This is a genomic window from Bradyrhizobium sp. Rc2d, from assembly GCF_900099855.1.
In the GTDB taxonomy this organism is placed as follows: domain Bacteria; phylum Pseudomonadota; class Alphaproteobacteria; order Rhizobiales; family Xanthobacteraceae; genus Bradyrhizobium.
This window is the reverse complement of sequence record NZ_FNCU01000007.1, coordinates 109,877-128,752: the sequence shown is the minus strand read 5'-3', so window position 1 is coordinate 128,752 and position 18,876 is coordinate 109,877. Positions and strand designations below refer to the sequence as shown.

Annotated in this window: 16 protein-coding genes and 1 pseudogene; 7 read left to right on the top strand and 10 right to left on the bottom strand. The window is 65.0% G+C overall.

The window, feature by feature from the left end; translation table 11 throughout:
- Positions 1-8 precede the first annotated feature (8 nt).
- From BLV07_RS12130 to BLV07_RS12120, 3 genes are all read right to left on the bottom strand, one after another.
- A complete protein-coding gene (locus BLV07_RS12130; protein ID WP_091885169.1) occupies positions 9-2,594 on the bottom strand; it encodes a ligase-associated DNA damage response DEXH box helicase in 2,586 nt (861 codons plus the stop codon).
- Positions 2,595-2,806: 212 nt separating this feature from the next.
- Positions 2,807-4,036 (bottom strand): ABC transporter substrate-binding protein, encoded by a 1,230-nt coding sequence (locus BLV07_RS12125; protein WP_176945487.1) that lies wholly within the window; start codon positions 4,034-4,036, stop codon positions 2,807-2,809.
- Between the two features lie 116 nt (positions 4,037-4,152).
- On the bottom strand, positions 4,153-5,079 hold the full coding sequence (locus BLV07_RS12120) for a class I SAM-dependent DNA methyltransferase (RefSeq protein WP_091885421.1): 927 nt from the start codon (positions 5,077-5,079) through the stop codon (positions 4,153-4,155).
- 132 nt (positions 5,080-5,211) lie between these two features.
- Between BLV07_RS12120 and BLV07_RS12115 the strand changes: the two genes are divergently transcribed.
- The 5 genes and pseudogenes from BLV07_RS12115 (at position 5,212) to BLV07_RS12095 (ending at position 10,508) form a co-directional block, all read left to right on the top strand.
- Entirely contained in the window at positions 5,212-6,249 is a 1,038-nt protein-coding gene (locus BLV07_RS12115; protein ID WP_091885418.1) for a ligase-associated DNA damage response exonuclease, read from the top strand.
- A complete protein-coding gene (locus tag BLV07_RS12110) occupies positions 6,246-7,907 on the top strand; it encodes an ATP-dependent DNA ligase (protein WP_091885163.1) in 1,662 nt (553 codons plus the stop codon). Before BLV07_RS12115 ends, BLV07_RS12110 begins: the two co-directional genes overlap by 4 nt.
- A 213-nt stretch (positions 7,908-8,120) precedes the next feature.
- On the top strand, positions 8,121-8,426 hold the full coding sequence (locus tag BLV07_RS12105; protein ID WP_091885415.1) for a DUF6460 domain-containing protein: 306 nt from the start codon (positions 8,121-8,123) through the stop codon (positions 8,424-8,426).
- Between the two features lie 21 nt (positions 8,427-8,447).
- Positions 8,448-9,182, top strand: coding sequence for an MBL fold metallo-hydrolase (locus BLV07_RS12100; RefSeq protein WP_091885143.1), 735 nt, complete (start codon positions 8,448-8,450; stop codon positions 9,180-9,182).
- A gap of 1 nt (position 9,183) precedes the next feature.
- Positions 9,184-10,508, top strand: a pseudogene (locus BLV07_RS12095) (MATE family efflux transporter).
- A 238-nt stretch (positions 10,509-10,746) separates the two neighbouring features.
- On the opposite strand, the gene BLV07_RS12090 reads toward BLV07_RS12095, so the two are convergent.
- Positions 10,747-11,844 (bottom strand): quinone-dependent dihydroorotate dehydrogenase, encoded by a 1,098-nt coding sequence (locus BLV07_RS12090; RefSeq protein ID WP_091885141.1) that lies wholly within the window; start codon positions 11,842-11,844, stop codon positions 10,747-10,749.
- Positions 11,841-12,185: a DUF952 domain-containing protein gene (locus tag BLV07_RS12085; RefSeq protein ID WP_091885138.1), complete on the bottom strand. Its 345-nt coding sequence runs from the start codon at positions 12,183-12,185 to the stop codon at positions 11,841-11,843. The genes BLV07_RS12090 and BLV07_RS12085 overlap by 4 nt, the downstream gene beginning before the upstream one ends.
- Before the next feature lie 294 nt (positions 12,186-12,479).
- On the opposite strand from BLV07_RS12085, the gene BLV07_RS12075 reads away from it, so the two are divergent.
- Together BLV07_RS12075 and BLV07_RS12070 are read left to right on the top strand one after the other, a co-directional pair.
- The gene (locus BLV07_RS12075) at positions 12,480-13,133 is read left to right on the top strand and encodes a S24 family peptidase (RefSeq protein ID WP_091885132.1); all 654 of its coding nucleotides are present in this window, start codon (positions 12,480-12,482) and stop codon (positions 13,131-13,133) included.
- A 138-nt stretch (positions 13,134-13,271) separates the two neighbouring features.
- Complete coding sequence (locus tag BLV07_RS12070) at positions 13,272-14,024, top strand: carbonic anhydrase (RefSeq protein WP_091885127.1); 753 nt, start codon at positions 13,272-13,274, stop codon at positions 14,022-14,024.
- A 172-nt stretch (positions 14,025-14,196) separates the two neighbouring features.
- Here the strand turns inward: BLV07_RS12070 and BLV07_RS12065 are convergent, their stop codons facing one another.
- From BLV07_RS12065 to BLV07_RS12040, 5 genes are all read right to left on the bottom strand, one after another.
- On the bottom strand, positions 14,197-15,840 hold the full coding sequence (locus tag BLV07_RS12065; RefSeq protein ID WP_091885122.1) for a lysine--tRNA ligase: 1,644 nt from the start codon (positions 15,838-15,840) through the stop codon (positions 14,197-14,199).
- A gap of 247 nt (positions 15,841-16,087) precedes the next feature.
- Positions 16,088-17,023, bottom strand: coding sequence for an ABC transporter substrate-binding protein (locus BLV07_RS12060; RefSeq protein ID WP_091885117.1), 936 nt, complete (start codon positions 17,021-17,023; stop codon positions 16,088-16,090).
- Positions 17,024-17,239: 216 nt separating this feature from the next.
- Entirely contained in the window at positions 17,240-17,830 is a 591-nt protein-coding gene (locus BLV07_RS12050; RefSeq protein ID WP_091885112.1) for an SCO family protein, read from the bottom strand.
- A 23-nt stretch (positions 17,831-17,853) separates the two neighbouring features.
- Entirely contained in the window at positions 17,854-18,048 is a 195-nt protein-coding gene (locus tag BLV07_RS12045; RefSeq protein ID WP_091885107.1) for a hypothetical protein, read from the bottom strand.
- Between the two features lie 111 nt (positions 18,049-18,159).
- Positions 18,160-18,681 carry a Clp protease/crotonase-like domain-containing protein gene (locus BLV07_RS12040; protein ID WP_164935102.1) on the bottom strand — a complete coding sequence of 174 codons (522 nt, stop codon included), beginning with the start codon at positions 18,679-18,681 and terminating at the stop codon, positions 18,160-18,162.
- Between the last annotated feature and the right edge of the window lie 195 nt (positions 18,682-18,876).

Genomic DNA, 18,876 nt, shown 5'->3' with positions numbered 1-18,876 from the left:
ACCTGCTCTTATCCCATCGCCTCTTTAACCAGCTCGTTGGCGGCTTCCGCCAACAGCTCGTCTGCAGCTTCGCCATAAACTGACTCGCGGCCGATTTCCAGCATCACGGGGACGGCGAGCGGGGAGACGTGGTCGAGTTCCCGATGCGTGATGCGGCCCTGGATGCGTATCAGCATGTCACTGAGGCGGCGCAGGTCGAGCAGGCCGGTGGCGGCATCGGCGCGCGCGGCGCGCAAGAGCACGTGATCGGCCTGGTGCTTGCGCAGGACGTCGTAGACCAGATCGGTCGAGAACAGCACCTGGCGGCGGCTTTTCTCTTCGCCGGTATGCCGCCGCGCGATCAGGCCGGAGATGATCGCGCAATTGCGGAAGGTGCGCTTCATGAGAGCGGACTCGGCGAGCCAGGCTTCGAGATCGTCGCCGAGCATGTCGGGATCGAATAGCGCATCGAGATTGATCCGGCCGTCGCGGATCATGAAGGAGAGATCGCCAAGCCCCCAGATCGCCACGGCATATTCGTTGGCGACGAAGCCGAGCGGCCGGGCGCGGGCGCGCTCGAGGCGACGCGTCAGCAGCATGCCGAGGGTCTGGTGCGCGAGACGGCCCTCGAAGGGATAGCAGACGAGATAATGCTTGTTGGCGCGCGGAAAGCTCTCGACCAGGAGCTCGCGCACGGCGGGCACGCGAGAGACATCCTTTTGCAGCGACAGCCAGTCGCGCACCTGCTCCGGCAAGCCGCCCCAAGCGCGGCCGTCATCCAGCAGCCGGCGGACACGCTCGGCGAGATAAGTCGAGAGCGGGAATTTGCCGCCCATATAGGACGGCACCTTCGGATCCCTGTCATGCGCGCGCGAGACGTAGACCTGATCCTCGACCAGGGTCTCGTAACGCACCACCTCGCCGCTGAACACGAAGGTGTCTCCGGGGCTCAAGCCCTCGATGAAGGCCTCCTCGATCTCGCCGAGCAGCCGGCCGCCGCGCGCGATCACCCCGGTCGAACCGCCTGCTTTTCCTTGGCCGCCGCGCGAGCGTACCAGCCGCACCTTCAGCATGTCGTCCTCGACGATGGTGCCGACATTCATGCGGTAGCTCTGCCGCACTTTTGGGTTGGCGACGCGCCAGCGGCCCTCCTTGTCCTGCTTGATGCGGGCGAAGCGCTCATAGGTCTTCAGCGCGTAGCCGCCGGAGGCGACGAAATCGACGACGTCGTCAAAGTCCTGACGCGACAGGTTTGCGTAGGGCGCGGCGGTGCGCACCTCCTCATAGAGCTCGTCCGAGAGAAAGGGCTCGCCGCAGGCGCAGCCGAGCACGTGCTGGGCGAGCACGTCAAGCGCGCCCGTGCGCAAGGGCGGTGTGTCCTGCGCGTTCTCGGCGATGGCATCGATGGCGACGCGGCATTCCAGCACCTCGAAGCGGTTGGCCGGCACCAGCACCGCGCGCGAGGCCTCGTCGAGACGGTGATTGGCGCGGCCGATGCGCTGCATCAGGCGCGAAGATCCCTTGGGCGCGCCGATATTGACGACGAGATCGACATCGCCCCAGTCGACGCCGAGGTCGAGCGAGGAGGTGCAGACCACGCCGCGCAAGCGTCCCGCAGACATGGCGTCCTCGACCTTACGGCGCTGCGCGACGTCGAGCGAGCCGTGATGTAGCGCAATGGCAAGGCCGTCGTCGTTCATGCTCCAGAGATTCTGGAACAGCATCTCGGCCTGGCTGCGGGTGTTGACGAAGACCAGCGTGGTCTTGTTCGCCTTGATCAGCTCGTAGATTTCAGGGAGCGCATGGCGCGCGCTGTGGCCGGCCCAGGGCAGGCTTTCGCGGGTGTCGAGCATCTCGACCTCAGGCGGCGCGGCGCCGCCCGCGATGACGATGTCCGCGGCAGCTTGCTTGCCTTCGGGCTGCGGCACCAGAAAGCGCGCGAGCTGGTCCGGCTCGGCCACCGTCGCCGACAAGCCGATGGCGCGCATCTGCGGCGCGAGGCGCCACAGCCGCGCCAGCCCGAGCGACAGCAGATCGCCGCGCTTGGAGGTCACCAGCGCGTGCAGCTCGTCGAGCACGATGCGCGTGAGCGATGAGAACAGGAACGGGGCGTCGTCGGAGGACAGCAGCAGCGCGAGCTGCTCCGGCGTGGTCAGCAGAATATCCGGCGGATAACGCCGCTGGCGCTGCCGCCGCGACACCGGCGTGTCGCCGGTGCGGGTCTCGACCTTGATCGGCAGCGCCATTTCGGCGATCGGTCGCTCCAGGTTGCGCGCGATGTCGACGGCGAGCGCTTTCAGCGGCGAGATGTAGAGCGTGTGCAGGCCGCCGGTGCGCTGCAGGCTGCGGCCGGTGGAGATGAGGCTTTTCTTCGCGCCAGTCTCCCGCTGAGCTGCATCAGAAGACAGCTCGACCAGCGTCGGCAAGAATCCCGCCAGCGTCTTTCCGGCACCGGTCGGCGCGATCAGCAGCGCCGAGCGGTCCTCGCGCGCCTTCTCCAGCAGCGCCAATTGATGCGCGCGCGGCGACCAGCCGCGGGCCGCGAACCACGCATTGAAGCGGTCGGGCAGCAGCGCAGGCGTCTCGGCCGGGGATTTGAGGATGCGGGGCGGCACGGCATAAGAGGTAAGCCGTGCGCGTGGGTTCGTCGAGGGGTGGGCTGTTCGCCTCTCCCCGCTTGCGGGGAGAGGTCGGAATTTGCGCGTCAGCGCGAATTCCGGGTGAGGGGGAGCCTCCGCGAGTCCAACTGCCTCCGTCCTCGCGGAGGCTCCCCCTCACCCTACCCTCTCCCCGCAAGCGGGGAGAGGGGAAGAGGCAGCGGGGCTCCTCACTCCGACATCGGCTTGTCGGAGATGTCCCAGTCCTTGCCGGTGAACGTCGAGATGAACAGCGTCTTCATCGGCGTGTAGTCCGCGGGCGTGTAGCTGTAGGTGACGCCGTCGAGGAAGTAGGGCGAGTGGAAGCCGTTGAGGATTGAGGCCTGCTTCAGCACGTTGGCGCGGGTGAGATCGTCGCCGCAGCGGCGCAGGATCTCGCCCATGGTCACGGCCTGGCCGTAGCCGGCGAAGGCAATGGTGTTATCGGGATCGATTGCCGGCGTGTACTTCTTGCGCAATTCCTCGAACGCCATGACGTCGGGGTCCTTCTCCCATTTGGGCAGGCCGACTTCCTTGTTGTAGCGGATGGCGACGATGCCGGTGGCGTTCTCCAGGCCCGCGGCGCTGAGGATGGAGCGGCCGGTCGAGCCCGCCGACAACAATTGCAGCGGCTTCCAGCCGAGCTCGGCCACTTTCCGGATCGACTGCGACGACGCCTTGCCGGTGGAGATGTTGTAGAAGACATCCGCGCCCGACTTCGAGAGGTTGATGAGCTGGGAATCGACGGTCGGCTCGGTGAGATCGTAGGTCTGCTCCATGATCACCTGCGCGGTGCCGCCGGCGTCAGTCAGTACCTTCTTGAAGGGACCGAGGAAGTCGCGGCCGAAATCGTCGTTCTGGTAGAGGATGCCGATCTTGGCGTTCGGCTTCACGCTGACCACGTGCCGCGCGAGAATGCGCGCCTCGGTCGGATAGAGCGGCAGGCCCGCCATGGTCCATTTGAACTCTTTCGGGTTATTCCACTTCGACGCGCCGGTGTTGAGCAGGAGCTGCGGCACGCCCTTGGAGTTCAGGTATTTGTGCACGGCGGTCTGCGGCGCGGTGCCGAGCGAGCCGTAGAGCGCCAGCACCTCCTCCTGCTCGACCAGGCGCCGCGTCGCCTCGACGCATTTCGGCGCGCTGTAGGCGTCGTCCATGGTGAGGAACTTGATCTTGCGCCCATTGATGCCGCCCTTCTCGTTCAGCATCTGGAAATAGGCTTCACCGATGCGGCCGAGCACGCCATAGAGCGAGCCGGGGCCGGAATGCGGCACAGTCTGCCCGATCTTGATCTCGGTGTCGCTGGCGCCCGCATCGTATTTCTTCTCCGCGGCCCAGACATACGGCGCGGACAAGGTGGATGCGGCGATGGTGGCGAGCGCGGCGGCGCTGAAATCGCGCCGCGATGAATTCTTGGTCATTATTATTTTCTCCCTGGTGCGCGCATTGTGCTGGCATCGCAGCACGGCTCGCAAGTGGGAAGTCGCAGCTTTGCGACGCAATGACGCTCAAATTACAGGTTGGCTAGCGCCTAGACTCAAGTTTTCTCGGCGACGACGACGAGGCCGCGTACCGGCTCGTTGTTTTCGTTGCGCGGCGAGGCCGACTCCAGCGTGAGAAGTTTGAGCCCGGCCTTCGCAATGGCGCCGCGGACATATTCCGCTGCATGGGCATAACGCAGGCCATCGCCGAGCACGATGCCACTACCGTCATGCGTCTCCAGCGTGAAGGCGAGCACGCCGCCTGATACGAGCACGCGCCTGGCCTCGCTCAGCACCGGCGCAAGATCGGAGAGATAGACGAAGGCATCCGCGGCGACGACGAGGTTCGCGCTCGCATCACTCTTGCCGCGCAGGCCATCGATCATGTCGGCGACTTCGAGCTCGGCATAAAGGTTCGTCGCACGCGCCTGCTTGATCATGCCGGGCGACAGATCGATGCCGATGAAATGATCGACCTGCTTGGCGAAGGCGGCGGCAGCTAACCCGGTGCCGCAGCCGAGATCGATGGCGTGCTTGAAGAAGGCGGGCTTCTTGGCGGCGACGCGTGAGGCCAGCACCGCCTTGAAGATCAGGCTCGGAGCGCGATAGCCGAGATCGTTGATCAGCGTGTGCTCGAAGCGTGGCGCATATTGATCGAACAGCGCCTGCACATAGGCCTTCGGCATCTCCGCGATCTCGGCGTCGCCGAGCCGCATCAAATGCAGGCCGGCGCCGTGCTGATCCCCAGGATCGGATCGGCGCGCTTCTCGAAACGCCGCGATGGCCTTGTCGCGTTCGCCGAGCTGCTGCCGGATTTCGCCGAGCGTGAACCAGGCCGAGGTGAAATTCGGCGCGAGCCCGATCGCCTGCTCCAGCAGGCCCGCGGCCTCCGGCAGATCACCCTTGAGCTGGAGGTCGCGCGCGAACTCGAAGCGACGGTCGGCCATGAGATCGCCGGAGGTCAGGAAAAGGCGCAAGGGCATTGGGAACCACTCGTCATTGCCGGGCTTGACCTGGCAATTCAGCAAAAAAGGAACTGTTTAGGGAGATGGATACGCGGGTCAAGCCCGCGCATGACGGATGAATATCGCATCACCGGTCCCTATATCACCACCATGCGCCCCCAAGACATCCTGCTGCCAGTTGCTGCCGGCCTGTGCTGCAAGCCCGGCGGCTTCCATATCGACCCTGTGCGCCCGGTCGAGCGAGCCGTGATCACCCACGGCCATTCCGATCATGCCCGCGCCGGCCATGGCGCGGTGCTGGCGACGCAGGAAACCCTGGACATGATGCGGCTGCGCTATGGCGAGAATTTTGCCGGCTCGACGCAAGCAATCCGCTATGGCGAGGAGATCCGGCTCGGCGATGTCACCGTCAAATTTCGCCCCGCCGGACACGTGCTGGGCTCGGCGCAGATCGCCGTGACCTGCAGGGACACCTGCATCGTTGCGTCCGGTGACTACAAGGACGCGCCCGACCCGACCTGCACCCCGTTCGAGCTCGTGCCCTGCGACGTCTTCATCACCGAGGCCACCTTTGGGCTGCCGGTGTTTCGTCATGGCGATGCCGCCGACGAGGTGAGGAAGTTGCTGGCCTCGGTCGCGCTGTTTCCGGAGCGTGCGCATCTCGTCGGCGCCTATTCGCTCGGCAAGGCGCAGCGCGTGATCGCGCTCTTGCGCCAGGCCGGCTACGACGCGCCGATCTACCTCCACGGCGCGATGGAGACGATCACGCATTACTATCAGAGCCGCGGCATTGAACTTGGCGATCTCAAGCCGGCGAAAGGCGTGAAGAAGGCGGCGCTCGCCGGCACCATCACGCTGGCGCCGCCCTCGGCAACCTCCGATCTCTGGACGCGTCGCTTTCCCGATCCCGTCACCGCGTTCGCATCCGGGTGGATGCGCGTGCGCGCTCGCGCGCGGCAACGCGGCATCGAATTGCCGCTGGTGATCTCCGACCATGCCGATTGGGACGGCCTCACCGCCACCATCGCCGCGACCGGCGCCGGCGAGATCTGGGTCACCCACGGCCAGGAAGATGCGCTGGTGCATTGGTGCCAGAGCAAAGGCCTGAAAGCGCGGCCGCTCGATCTCGTCGGCTATGGTGACGAGGAGGAGAGCGAGACGCCAATTCAAGACGAGGCCGAAGCATGAACCGCTTCGCCGAGCTTCTGGACCGTCTCGCCTACGAGCCCGGCCGCAACAACAAGCTGCGGCTGATCACCGGCTATTTTCGCGAAGTCGGCGATCCCGACCGCGGCTATGCACTGGCCGCACTCACCGGCGCGCTCAGCTTCAAGCACGCCAAGCCCGCCCTGTTCCGCGATCTCATAGCGGCACGCACTGATCCGGTGCTGTTCGGGTTGTCATACGATTATGTCGGCGATCTTTCGGAGACGGTGGCGCTGATGTGGCCGAAGGCGGCGATGACCGCTCACAACAACCCACCGCCTCCGACCCTGACCGAGGTCGTCACCACGCTGCGCACGCTCGGCAAGATCGAGCTACCGAAGCAGCTCGAACGCTGGCTGGACGAGCTCGATGAGACCGGCCGCTGGGCGCTGCTGAAGCTCGTCACCGGCGCGCTTCGCATCGGCATCTCCGCGCGTCTCGCCAAGACCGCGGCCGCCGCGCTCAGCGACAAGGACCCGCATGAGATCGAGCTGATCTGGCCGGGGCTCGCGCCGCCGTATCTCGACCTGTTCGCGTGGCTGGAAGGCCGCGGCGAAAAACCGGTCAATCGCGATCCCGCGCCGTTCCGGCCGGTGATGTTGGCGCATGCGATCGAGGACATGGATTTCGCTGCACTCGATCCCGCTGACTACATCGCCGAATGGAAATGGGACGGCATCCGGGTGCAAGCCGTCGCAGGGCGTGATGATCGCGGCCACATCACGACGCGACTCTATTCGCGCTCCGGTGAGGACATCACAGGCAGCTTTCCCGACCTCGTCCCCTCGCTGCACCTGCCCGGCGCGATCGACGGCGAGCTGCTGATCCTGCGCGAGGGCCGCGTGCAGAGCTTCAACGTCCTGCAGCAGCGACTGAACCGCAAGGTCGTCTCGCCAAAACTGATCAAGGAATTTCCGATCCACTTGCGCGCCTACGATCTGCTCGGCGACGACGAGAACGATTTGCGCGAGCTGCCGTTCGCGGAGCGGCGCGAGCGGCTGGAGATCTTCGTCGCAAAGCTTGGCGATCCCCGCATCGACCTGTCGCCCACCGTCCCGTTCGCAAGCTGGGAGGCGCTGACCGCTGCGCGTGCCGATCCTGCCAGCGCCGGCGCCGGCGAGGATGCGGACGCCATCGAGGGCGTGATGCTGAAGCGGCGCGATGCGCCTTATCTTCCGGGGCGGCCGAAGGGCCAATGGTGGAAGTGGAAGCGCGATCCGCACATCATCGATGCCGTGCTGATGTATGCGCAGCGCGGTCACGGCAAGCGCTCGTCCTATTATTCCGACTACACGTTTGGCGTCTGGACCGAGGGCGATGACGGCGACGAGCTGGTGCCGGTCGGAAAAGCCTATTTCGGCTTCACCGACGAGGAGCTGTTGCAGATCGACCGCTTCGTCCGCCGCAACACCACGGAAAAATTCGGTCCCGTCCGCCATGTCGTGCACGAGCCGGACAAGGGACTGGTGCTGGAGGTCGCTTTCGAAGGGCTTCAGCGCTCGCCGCGGCACAAATCCGGCGTCGCCATGCGCTTTCCCCGTATCAGCCGCCTGCGCTGGGACAAGCCGCCGCGCGAGGCCGACCGGCTGGAAACGCTGGAGAGGATGTTGAAGGCGGAACAAGCGGAGATTGAGGCGTGAAGAATGAGGCTCGATTGCCGCTACGAAGGCGGTGCGCCCCCTCTCCCGCTTGCGGGAGAGGTTAGGGAGCCCGCGGCCGGCGGCGCAGCCAAATCGTGACCCTGGCGCGCCGTCCGAATTAAAATGCAGTAACCCGATTGACGCTCCGTTGCGGGTTCCCCATGTGCCCCGCCGTGCCCTATAATGGGGACGAATCCGCCCAAGGAGTTTGCGATGGCCCACGACGTCAGAGATTTGCCGGCCGGCCGCAGCGATGGCCTGAACCGCTTTCTCGGCGGCACGCCGCTGGCGGTCGCGTTTCGCCTGGTCCTGCTCTCGATCCTGGTCGGTGTCGTGCTGGCCGCGATCGGCTTCGACCCCTGGAATATCATCCACAGCATTCGCCTGTTGTTCCAGCGTCTGTGGGATCTCGGCTTCGATGCCGTGAACTGGCTGTGGCGCTACTTCCTGCTCGGCGCGGTCATCGTGATTCCGATCTGGCTGCTCTCGCGCGTGTTCGGCGCGCCGCGCGGCAGGTAAGGATTAGGGAGTCCGCAGCCGATGCAATTGCGTTTTGTCGGCTGCGGCGACGCCTTCGGCTCCGGCGGCAGGCTCAACACCTGCTTCCACGTCTCGGGGCGTGAAGCCAACTTCCTGATCGATTGCGGCGCGTCGGCCCTGCCGGCGCTGAAGCGGCTCGAGATCGACCGCAACGACATCGACCTCATCCTCATCACGCATTTCCACGGCGACCACTTTGCGGGGCTGCCATTCTTCCTGCTCGACGCGCAATTCTCGCGGCGGACGCGGCCGCTGACGATTGCGGGCCCGCAAGGCATCGAGATGCGGCTTCGTGTGGTTATGGAGGCTCTGTTCGAGCACTCCTCAAAAACCAAGCAGCGCTTCGAACTCAATGTCGTGGAGCTCGCGCCTCAGCAAAGCCAAAGTTTTGGCGCGGTGACGGTGACACCCTACCCAGTCGTGCACGGCGAATCCGGCGGACCCTTCCTGGCCTATCGCGTCGAGGCCGAGGGCCGCACGCTCGCCTACAGCGCCGATACCGAATGGACGGACACGCTCATTCCGCTGGCGAATGGCGCGGACCTTTTCATTGCGGAAGCCTACATGTACGAGAAGGTGGTCAAGAACCATCTCAGCCTGAAAACCTTGGAACAACATCTGCCCGCGATCGGCGCCAAGCGGCTCGTGCTCACCCATATGAGCGACGACATGCTGTCGCGCCTGGATGACATCGAGCATCTCGCCGCCGAAGACGGCATGGTGCTCGTGTTCTGACATGCACGCGCCCGTTCATCCCAGGATAGGCTCCCGCCAGGTGTTCGCCATCGCCGGTCCCGCGATGGTCGCGAACCTCACCACGCCGCTGATCGGCGTGGTCTCAACCACAGCGATCGGACGGCTCGACGATGCCGCCCTGCTCGGCGGCGTCGCGATCGCGTCAGTGATCTTCGACTGTCTGTTCTGGCTGTTCGGCTTCCTGCGCATGAGCACGCTCGCCTTCACCGCGCAATCGCTGGGCGGGGGTGACACGCGCGAGCCGACCGCGATCCTGGCGCGCGGCTTCATCGTTGCTGGCCTGATCGGCGCCGCGCTGATCCTACTGCAGCTGCCGCTGGCCGCAGTGCTGTTCGATCTCATGGGTGGCAGCGAGGGTGTGACACGGGCCGCGAAGACCTACTTCAAGATCCGGATCTGGTCGTCGCCGTTCGCGCTCGCCAACTACGTCATCCTCGGCTGGCTGATCGGGCAGGCCCGCGCCAATTCAGCGCTGTTGCTTCAGGTCGTCATCAATCTCGTCAACATGGCGGCGACGATCCTGCTGGTGCTGATCTACGACGCCGGCATCGCCGGCGCGGCGATCGCCGCGCTGTTGTCAGAAGCGGTCGGATTCGCGCTCGGATTGATCGTCTGCCGCCATTATGCCGACGGCGGCTTCGCCGTGCCGTACGCTACTCTGCTCGACCGCGAGAAGCTGTTGCGGATGCTGGCGGTGAATTCCGACATTCTGGTCCGCACCGCGGCGCTGATCGCCGCGTTCCTGTTCTTCACCGCCAAGGGCGCACAGGCCGGCGACGTGACGCTCGCCGCCAACTCCGTGCTCAACAACTTCCTGCTGGTAGCGCCTTCTTCCTCGACGGTCTCGCCAACGCGGCCCAGCAGCTCTGCGGCCGCACCCTTGGCGCACGCGATCCAAAAGGATTTGCCGATTCGACCCGGCTGGTGCTGCTGTGGGGGCTCGGCTTTGCAGTCGTCGTCGCCGTGCTGTTCGCGCTGTTCGGGCCGGCCCTGATCGATTTCATGACGGCGAGTGACAACGTCCGCCGTGCCGCACGCGAATTCCTGCCGTTCGTCGTGCTCGCGCCCATACCCGGTGTCTTCGCCTTCGGCTTCGACGGCATCTATATCGGCGCGACCTGGGCGCGCGAGATGCGCAATTTGATGCTGGCCTCGCTCGCGATCTTCCTCGGCACCTGGTGGGCGCTGCAATCGTTCGGCAATGCCGGACTGTGGAGCGCGCTGATGGCCTCCTACGTCTCGCGCGGCGGCTTGCAGGCCGCGCGCTATCCGGCGCAGTTCAGGGCGACGTTCGCCAAGCGCTAGAAGAATCGTAGCCCGGATGGAGCGCAGCGAAATCCGGGGCCTTCGCGCGAGCGGATAGATTCCCGGATTGCGCTTCGCTCCATCCGGGCTACGGGGAACGCGAGATGTTCATGTCCCGGACTCGCTGCAGCACGCAGTGCTGCTGCGCAGAGCCGGGCCCCAGTGGCTATGGGCCCCGGATCAGCAGCGCATCACGCCGAAGGCGGCACGCTGCGCTGCATCCGGGGCACGGGCCGCCTTACATCCCCGGCCAGTCTTCCGCCGTGAGCGTCGCAGCATCCGCGCCGACGATCTCGGAGAGCGAATCCCGCCCCGTGCGGAGCAGCGTCGAGGTCAGGTCGCGCTTGATCTCGTCGACGAGGCCGAGACCCTTATAGACCAGCGACGAATAGAGCTGGATCAGGCTGGCACCGGCGCGGATCTTGGTCAGCGCGGCCCCGCCCGAATCGACGCCGCCGACGCCGATCAGCGGGAATGCGCCCTCGACGCGCACATAGGTCTCCGCGACCATGCGCGTCGACAGGCGGAATAGCGGCCGTCCGGACAGACCGCCCTGCTCCCTGGCGCGCATTTCCTCGCGCAGCGTGCTCGGCCGCGCGATGGTCGTGTTCGACACGATCATGCCGTCGACCCGGCGCGAGCGCGCGACCTGCACGACGTCGTCGAGCTGGGCGAGGCTGAGGTCAGGCGCGATCTTGAGCAGCACCGGCGTGTCGCCGGCCTTCTGCCGCACCCGCTCGCGCGCGTCGATCACCCTGGCGAGGAGATCGTCGAGCAATGCGCCTTCCTGAAGGTTGCGTAGGCCCGGCGTGTTCGGCGAGGAGACGTTGATGGTGAAATAGCTCGCGACCGGCGCAAAGGTCTCGATCAGCTTGACGTAGTCGCCGACGCGATCGGGTGAATCCTTGTTGGCGCCGACATTGACGCCGACGATGCCGCCATGCTGCGCGCGCGCAGCTAACCGGCGCAGGGCAAGGTCCGCGCCGTCATTGTTGAAGCCCATGCGGTTGATGACGGCCTCGTCGCGCTCCAGACGGAACAGCCGCGGCCGCGGATTGCCGGCCTGGGGTTTCGGCGTCACCGAGCCGATCTCGACGAAGCCGAAGCCGAGCCGCAGCAGCGCATCCGGCACCTCGGCGCTCTTGTCGAAGCCCGCGGCCATACCGATCGGATTGGGGAAGTTGAGCCCGAAGGCGCGTACCGCGAGCTTGGGATCGTCAGCGCGCGGCTTGACCGGCGGCAAAAAGCGCAGGCCCTGGATCGCGAGGCGATGCGCGTCTTCCGGATCGAGCCAGCGCAGCACCGGTAGCGAAAAGGCGTCGAAGGCGCGGATCACGGCAGCAACTCCGGAACATCGTGGCTACCGTCGGAGCGGATGTTGAGGTTCATCACCGCGATCACCGCGCCGAGATCGAGCTCGCCATAGAGATGCGGAAACAGCTCGTCATTGCGCGAGCGCTCCCAGCGCAATTCGCTGCCGAGCGCGTCGCCGTCGACCTCGACCAGGAACAGCGCGCGCTGCCCGGCATAGTGCTTGCGCAAGGTCTCGGGAACCTGGGCGGCGGTCGAGAAATGGATGAAACCGTCGCGCGCATCGTCCGCGCTGCCGCGGTAGATGCCCTGCCGTTCCGCCTCGCGCCAGGCCGAGGCCGGACAGATTTTGTAGATCTTGACCACCGCTTACGCAGCCCTGTTTGCTCTTTGAGTCTTTTGGGTTTTTTCGTCTCTCGCGGGTCCTGAAAACCCGGGCGCGACCGTAAAGGCGGCCCCTGCCGAACTCAAGACCTAGAGCCTTTTCCGGTCCGATGAAATCGGAACGAGGCTCTGGATTCTCGTTTTGACGCGTTTTCTCGACGTGAACCGGTACCCCACTTCGTTGAAAACGCTTTCCCCCGCCGCCTCTTGCACGGAAAGCGGAAAACCGGTTGATTTGAGGACAGTTTTCCTGAGTTGCGACGGGCTGGACCTTCCATGGTCAAACAGGCCAAAGCGCAGAGGATGCTGACTCACGACCAGATCTGGGGCGCGCTGGATCGGCTGGCCGCGCGCGCCGGGCTGTCGGCGTCCGGCCTTGCCAAACGCGCCGGGCTCGATCCCACCACCTTCAACAAGTCCAAGCGCGTCACCTCCGACGGCCGCGAGCGCTGGCCCTCGACCGAATCGATCGCGAAGGCGCTAGCCGCGGCCGGCTCCTCGATCGACAGCTTTGCGAGGCTGATCGACGAGGACGCCGGCGACGATCGCTCGGTGCCGCTGCTCAGCTTCGCACTCGCCGGTGCCAGCGGCGCTTTCGACGAATCCGGCGTTCCATCCGGCAAGGGCTGGACCGAAATCGCGCTTCCCACCGCCGAGGACGGTCACGCCTTTGCGCTGGAGATTTCCGGCGATGCGCTACAGCCTGCCTATCGCAACGGCGACGTCATCCTGATCTCGCGCGGCACGCCGATCCGCAAAGGCGATCGCGTGGTGGTGAAGACCAGAGCGGGCGAGGTGGTGGTCGCGACGCTGAAGCGCCGCACGGCGAAGGCGCTGGACTTGCAGCCGTTCGATGCGTCACGGGCGGAGCGGACGATCGCGATGAGCGACGTCGCCTGGATCGCGCGGATCGTCTGGGCGAGCCAGTGATTGCGTCCCGCCGGGCGCGGTGACCGGGCGATGACATCACCCGCGCCGCGTTTCGCCGCGGGCGAGCTTGCGACTCACCGGCCCTCTCGCATAGGTTGCGCACCGATTGCCGATCAAAATTCATCTCGGGGGAATACGATGAATCGCCGTCACGCATTGAAGGCCCTGGTGGGTCTCGCGCTTTGTCCGCTCTGCAAGCCGGCCTTCGCCGCCGAAGGCGCGCATTGGAGCTATGAGGGCGCCGGCGGTCCGGCCAAATGGGGCGATCTCGACGCGGCCAACAAGGCCTGCGCGGTCGGCCTGCAGCAATCGCCGATCGACATCGAGGGGGCGATCAAGTCGCAATTGCCCGTTCTGAAGCTGAACTGGGCCAAGAGCGCCGACACCATCGTCAACAACGGGCACACGATCCAGCTCAACTTCGGCGAAGGCAGCACGCTCATGCTCGGCAACGTCAAGTACAAGCTGCTTCAAGTGCACTTCCACCGGCCCAGCGAGCACATGATCGGCGGCAAGAATTTTCCGATGGAGGCACATTTCGTCCATCGCAACGATGCCGGCGGGCTCGCCGTGATCGGCGTGCTGATGGCCGAAGGCAGGCCGAACGCAGCCTTCAGCAAGATCGTCAAGACCATGCCGGCCGCCGAAGGTCCCGCGGTGAAGGCCGATGCGACCATCGATCCTCACGCCATGCTGCCGCAGCGACTCAGCTATTTCCGCTATCCCGGCTCGCTGACGACGCCGCCCTGCTCGGAGGTGGTCGAATGGCTGCTGCTGACCGACCCGATCCAGGTGTCAGCCGCCGATGTCGCCGCGTTCGCAAAACTCTATCCGATGAACGCGCGCCCGGTGCAGAAGGACAACCGGCGTTACGTGCTGCGCTCGATCTAGGCGGGCGTCACTCCGCAACTTCGCTACGTTGTTCAATGTCATTCCCCGCGAAGGCGGGGAATCTAGTACACCGCGGCCTCTCTCGGCTCTATCACAACCGCCTCTGGAATACTGGATCGCCCGCCCCAGTGCGCAATTGCGCACAAGGCGGGCGATGACAGCGGGAGTGCGCTCACGCGCTTCGCGCCAGCGCGCCGTCGATCATGTTGACGGCGTTCTGGATGCCGTACACCGCGACGAAGGAGCCGAAGCGCGGGCCCTTCTCCTGGCCGAGCAGCACCTGGTAGAGCATGTTGAACCAGTCGAGCGTGACGCCGGGACGGCCATCCTTGCCCTTCTTGACCTGATCGAGGAAAGGCTCGCGGCGGCCAACCTCGTAGACGACGTTCTGGATGTCCTCGGCCGAGGCATCCTGCGGCAGTTGCGACAGCGCATCGCGCAGGTCCTGGAGCGCGGCACGCTCTGTGTCCGTGGGCACGCGAAACTGCTTCGTCGGCGCGACGAAGTCGCGGTAATAGTTGATGGCATAGCCGACCATGGCATCGAGCTTCGGATGCGTCTGCGGGCTCACGCCGGGGCGGTAGCGGCCAATAAAACCCCACAGCGTCTCGGCATTCTCAGCGTTCGACGACGACACCAGCGTGAGCAAGAGCTGGAACGTGACGGGCATATCGCCCTTCGGCGGCTTGCCGTTGTGGATGTGCCAGACCGGATTGCCGAGCTGCTGCTTGCCGTCCTGCTTGGCAAAGCCGTCGATGAATTGCTGGTAATCGTCGACATTGCGCGGGATGACGTCGAAATACAGCCGCTTGGCCGCCTTCGGCTCGCGATACATGAAGAGCGACAGCGATTCCGGCGAGGCGTAGCGTAGCCATTCGTCGATGGTGAGGCCGTTGCCCTTCGACTTCGAGATCTTCTGGCCCTTCTCGTCGAGGAAGAGCTCATAGTTGAAGCCTTCCGGCGGCGTGGCGCCAAGCGCCCGGGCGATCGCGCCGGACAGCCTCACCGAATCAATCAGGTCCTTGCCGGCCATCTCGTAATCGACGCCGAGCGCGACCCAGCGCATCGCCCAATCGGCCTTCCATTGGCATTTGACGTTGCCGCCGGTCACGGACGTCTCGACTTCCTGGTTGGTATCGGGGTCGACATAGGTCACCGTGCCGGCTGCGACGTCGCGGCGGATCATCGGCACTTGCAGCACGACGCCGGTCGTCCTGCTGATCGGCAGGAACGGCGAATAGGTGGCGCGGCGATCGGGGCCGAGTGTCGGCAGGATGATGGCCATGATCTTGTCGTAGGCGGCCAGCATCTTGAGCAGCGTCGCGTCGAAGCGGCCCGATGTGTAATAGTCGGTCGAGCTGGCGAACTCGTAGTCGAATCCGAAATGATCGAGGAAGGCACGAAGCCGCGCATTGTTGTGATGCCCGAACGAGGGGTGTTCGTTGGAGAACGGATCCGGCACCCGCGTCAGCGGCTTGCCGAGATGCGCGGCCAGCATGTCCTGGTTGGGGACGTTGTCGGGCACTTTCCGGAATCCGTCCATGTCGTCGGAGAAGGCGAGCAGGCGCGTCTTGATCTTGTCCTCGGTCAGCACGCGGAAGGCGTGGCGCACCATCGAGGTGCGCGCGACCTCACCGAACGTGCCGATATGCGGCAGGCCTGAGGGACCGTAGCCGGTCTCGAACAGCACCTCGTCCTTCGGGCTTTTCTTCAGCCGCGCGACGATGGCCTTCGCCTGCTCGAACGGCCAGGCGTTGGATTGTTCGGCGAGCGCACGCAGGTCGCTCGGGTTCGCGGCAAGATCGATAACGGACATCAGGGGCCTCCGGGCCGCGGAAAATAGCGATTTCCGGGCAGAATGCAATTTTGTGGGCGGTATTGCCTCTTGCACCGTCATTGCGAGCGACTTGTCCGCCGTAGCTCGAAGAGCGAAGGCGGAAGCGAAGCAATCCAGACTGTCTCCGCGGTGACAATCTGGATTGCTTCGTCGCATCAGCGCAAAATTGCTGCGCAATTTTGTCGCGAGCTCCTCGCAATGACGGCGGAGGGAGCAGCGACGCTAGTTAGAACGGGCTCACCGAGAAATACCGCAGCCACAGATCGGTGTAGCGGCCTTTTTCCCAGACGCGGAACAGGGCCCAGTTCAGGGCCTGGCGCAGCACGTCGTTGCCCTTGCGCACGGCGATGCCGATGCCCTCGCCGAAGAAGCGGCTCTCGACGAAGGGACCGCCGGAGAAGGCGCAGCAATCGCCGGAATCGGTGCCGTTGATCCAGAACGCGAGCGAGATGGCGTCGCCGAAGATGAAATCAACTTCGCCCTTGCGTAAAGCGCTGCGGAGCGCATCGTCATTGGGATAGGCGTGCAGCTCGGCGTCGGTGAACATCGCCTTGAGATACGCCTCGTGCGCGGAGCCGGCGATGACGCCGACCTTCTTGCCTTCGAGATATTCGGGACGGATCTCCGGCATCACTGCGTCCTTGCGCGAGACGAAACGTGCCGGCACCCGGTAATAGGGATCGGTGAAGTCGACGCGGGCGCGAAGCTGCGGGCTCACCGCCATCGAGGCGATGATGGCATCGCCCCGGTTGGAGGTGAGCGCGTCGACCAGCGTCTCGAAGCGGCGCATCTGCACCGTGCAGGTGACCTTGATCTCGTCACACAGGCTGCGTGCGAGATCGACGTTGAAGCCGGCCGGATTGCCATCGGCGCCGGTGAAGTTGAACGGCGGATAGTCGGTCTCGGTCAGGAAACGGATCACGGTCAGGCGCGACAGGTCCGGCCGCTCCGGCCGGCGCCTGGGGTCCCAGAAGCCCGGCACGGCCTGTGGGGCGGCCTGGGGCGCGGTTTGCGGCGTGGCCTGGGGCGCCGTGGGCGGCCGCTTGGCTGGTGTCTGGGCATTCGTGGCGCCGAGCCCTGCGAGCAGGCAAGCACCGACGGCCAGCCCCATCAGCAAGCCACGGACAGATTTCGACGATTTCGCCTGTTGCGATGGAGCCATCGGCCGGAAATGAACGAATTACGTTGAGATCGGAGGGCCTTATAGACCATTCGGCCCGGAACGCGAGCGCCGATTGTGGCCAAGACGGAGGTGCGCTCCCTCCCCCGCAAGCGGGGGAGGGTCGGGGAGAGGGTGCCTCCGGGCGAGAACCCCCAAGAGGAGAGAACCCTCACCCGCGCCTTCGGCGCGACCTCTCCCGCAAGCGGGAGAGGTGTCCTAGAGATACCGCTTCAGCTCGGTCGCGGACTCTTCGGGGCTTCGCTTCAAATTGAACGGCGAGACGAAGCGGCCGTCGCGGTCCATCAGATAGACCAGCGCCGTGTGGTCCATGGTGTAGTCGCCGTCCTTGGTCGGGACCTTCTTGGCGTAGACACGGTAGGACGTGATCACCTTGGCGACCTCGGCGGGATCGCCGGAGAGGCCCTCGAGATGCGGATCGAAGCTCGTCAGATAGTCCTTCATCGCCGCCGGCGTGTCGCGCTCGGGGTCGACCGAGATGAAGATGGCATTGACCTTGTCGGCCTCCTTGCCCATCGCACGCAGCACTTCCGAGATCTCGAACAGCGAGGTCGGACAGACGTCGGGGCAATGGGTGTAGCCGAAGAAGATCAGGGTCGGCTTGCCCTTCAGGGTCTTGTCGGTGACGGCCTTGCCGTTCTGGTCGGTGAGCTGGAACGGGCCGCCGATCGCCGCCGGTTGCGCCACCTTGCTCACCCCGCCCATGGCCCAGAACATGACCAGCAGCCCGACAATGAGGCTTGCGGCGAAGGCAGTTGCGATCACCAGCGGACGGGCGATGGAGCTCATTGGCGGAACACTTCCTATCGGGATCAGAAGCAGGCGGCGAAGCCGGTCCTGATCATTTCGAAGAACACCTGGGTGCCGTAATGGAACCAGAGCGCGAGGACGGCGACCACGACCAGCGCGCCGAGACCTGCGCCCGCCCACAGCAGCACGGACGGCATCCGGCCGGCATTGGGCGAATTGTCCGATACAGGATGAGCCGGATGCAGTGGTTGAGCCATGGCAATGATCGGGGGCGAAGGCCCCGGTTCCCAGGCTTTCAGATAGGCTTTGGGCCGCCCGCGGACAAGACGCCCGCGTCGGCCCAAAACGATCCCATCATGCTGCGAAGATCAGTGAAGCAGTTGGCCCCGAGCGGATTCGAGTTGCTCCGCTTGTGGGAGAGATCGGCGCGACGGCCTGTTGCTCGAGGCTTGCGCGTCCAGGTAGCAGGGCTTGTACATGGCCTCGAGCTGCTTGCCCCTCAGGAAGAGCATGCGTGGGGTCAGCCCGCCCCGCTGGCCGATCCAGCGCCTCACCTGCGAGGGATACATCGCATAGAGCATCTGGGTCGCTTCGGGATTGGTGACGGCGCGGCCATTGCTGCCGAAATCCCAGGCGGCGTGGAAACCGAGCGTTGCATGCGAGGTCACGCAGATGCGGTCGCGTGGGATGGCGCCGAGGACGATGGTGCAGGCGGAGGCGCAGAGGCCGTCGATAATGACGGTTTCGCCTGACTGACGCAGGTCCTGGTACCTGTCGACGTAGGTTCCGATCCTGCCGCCGCGGTCATCCGCGATACGAACCACTGCGTGAGAAGCCCCCATGCCGGCGATCAGCAAAATCACCGCAAGCAACCCCGTCAGAAACTTCATTGTCCCCCGCCCCAGTCGGATTCGAATCTGCGTGTCAGGTGGTGATGCACAGCTAGCGTCTGTCGACTCTGCGGTTTTGTCTAGGCGCGCCGGCTCTGTCAAAACAAATTCAAATACAGTGTTGCGTCCGCGCTGCACTCGGCTGGTCTCTATCCCGAAGTGGAACAAGTTAATGTTGTCTTACGGGCCGCACCC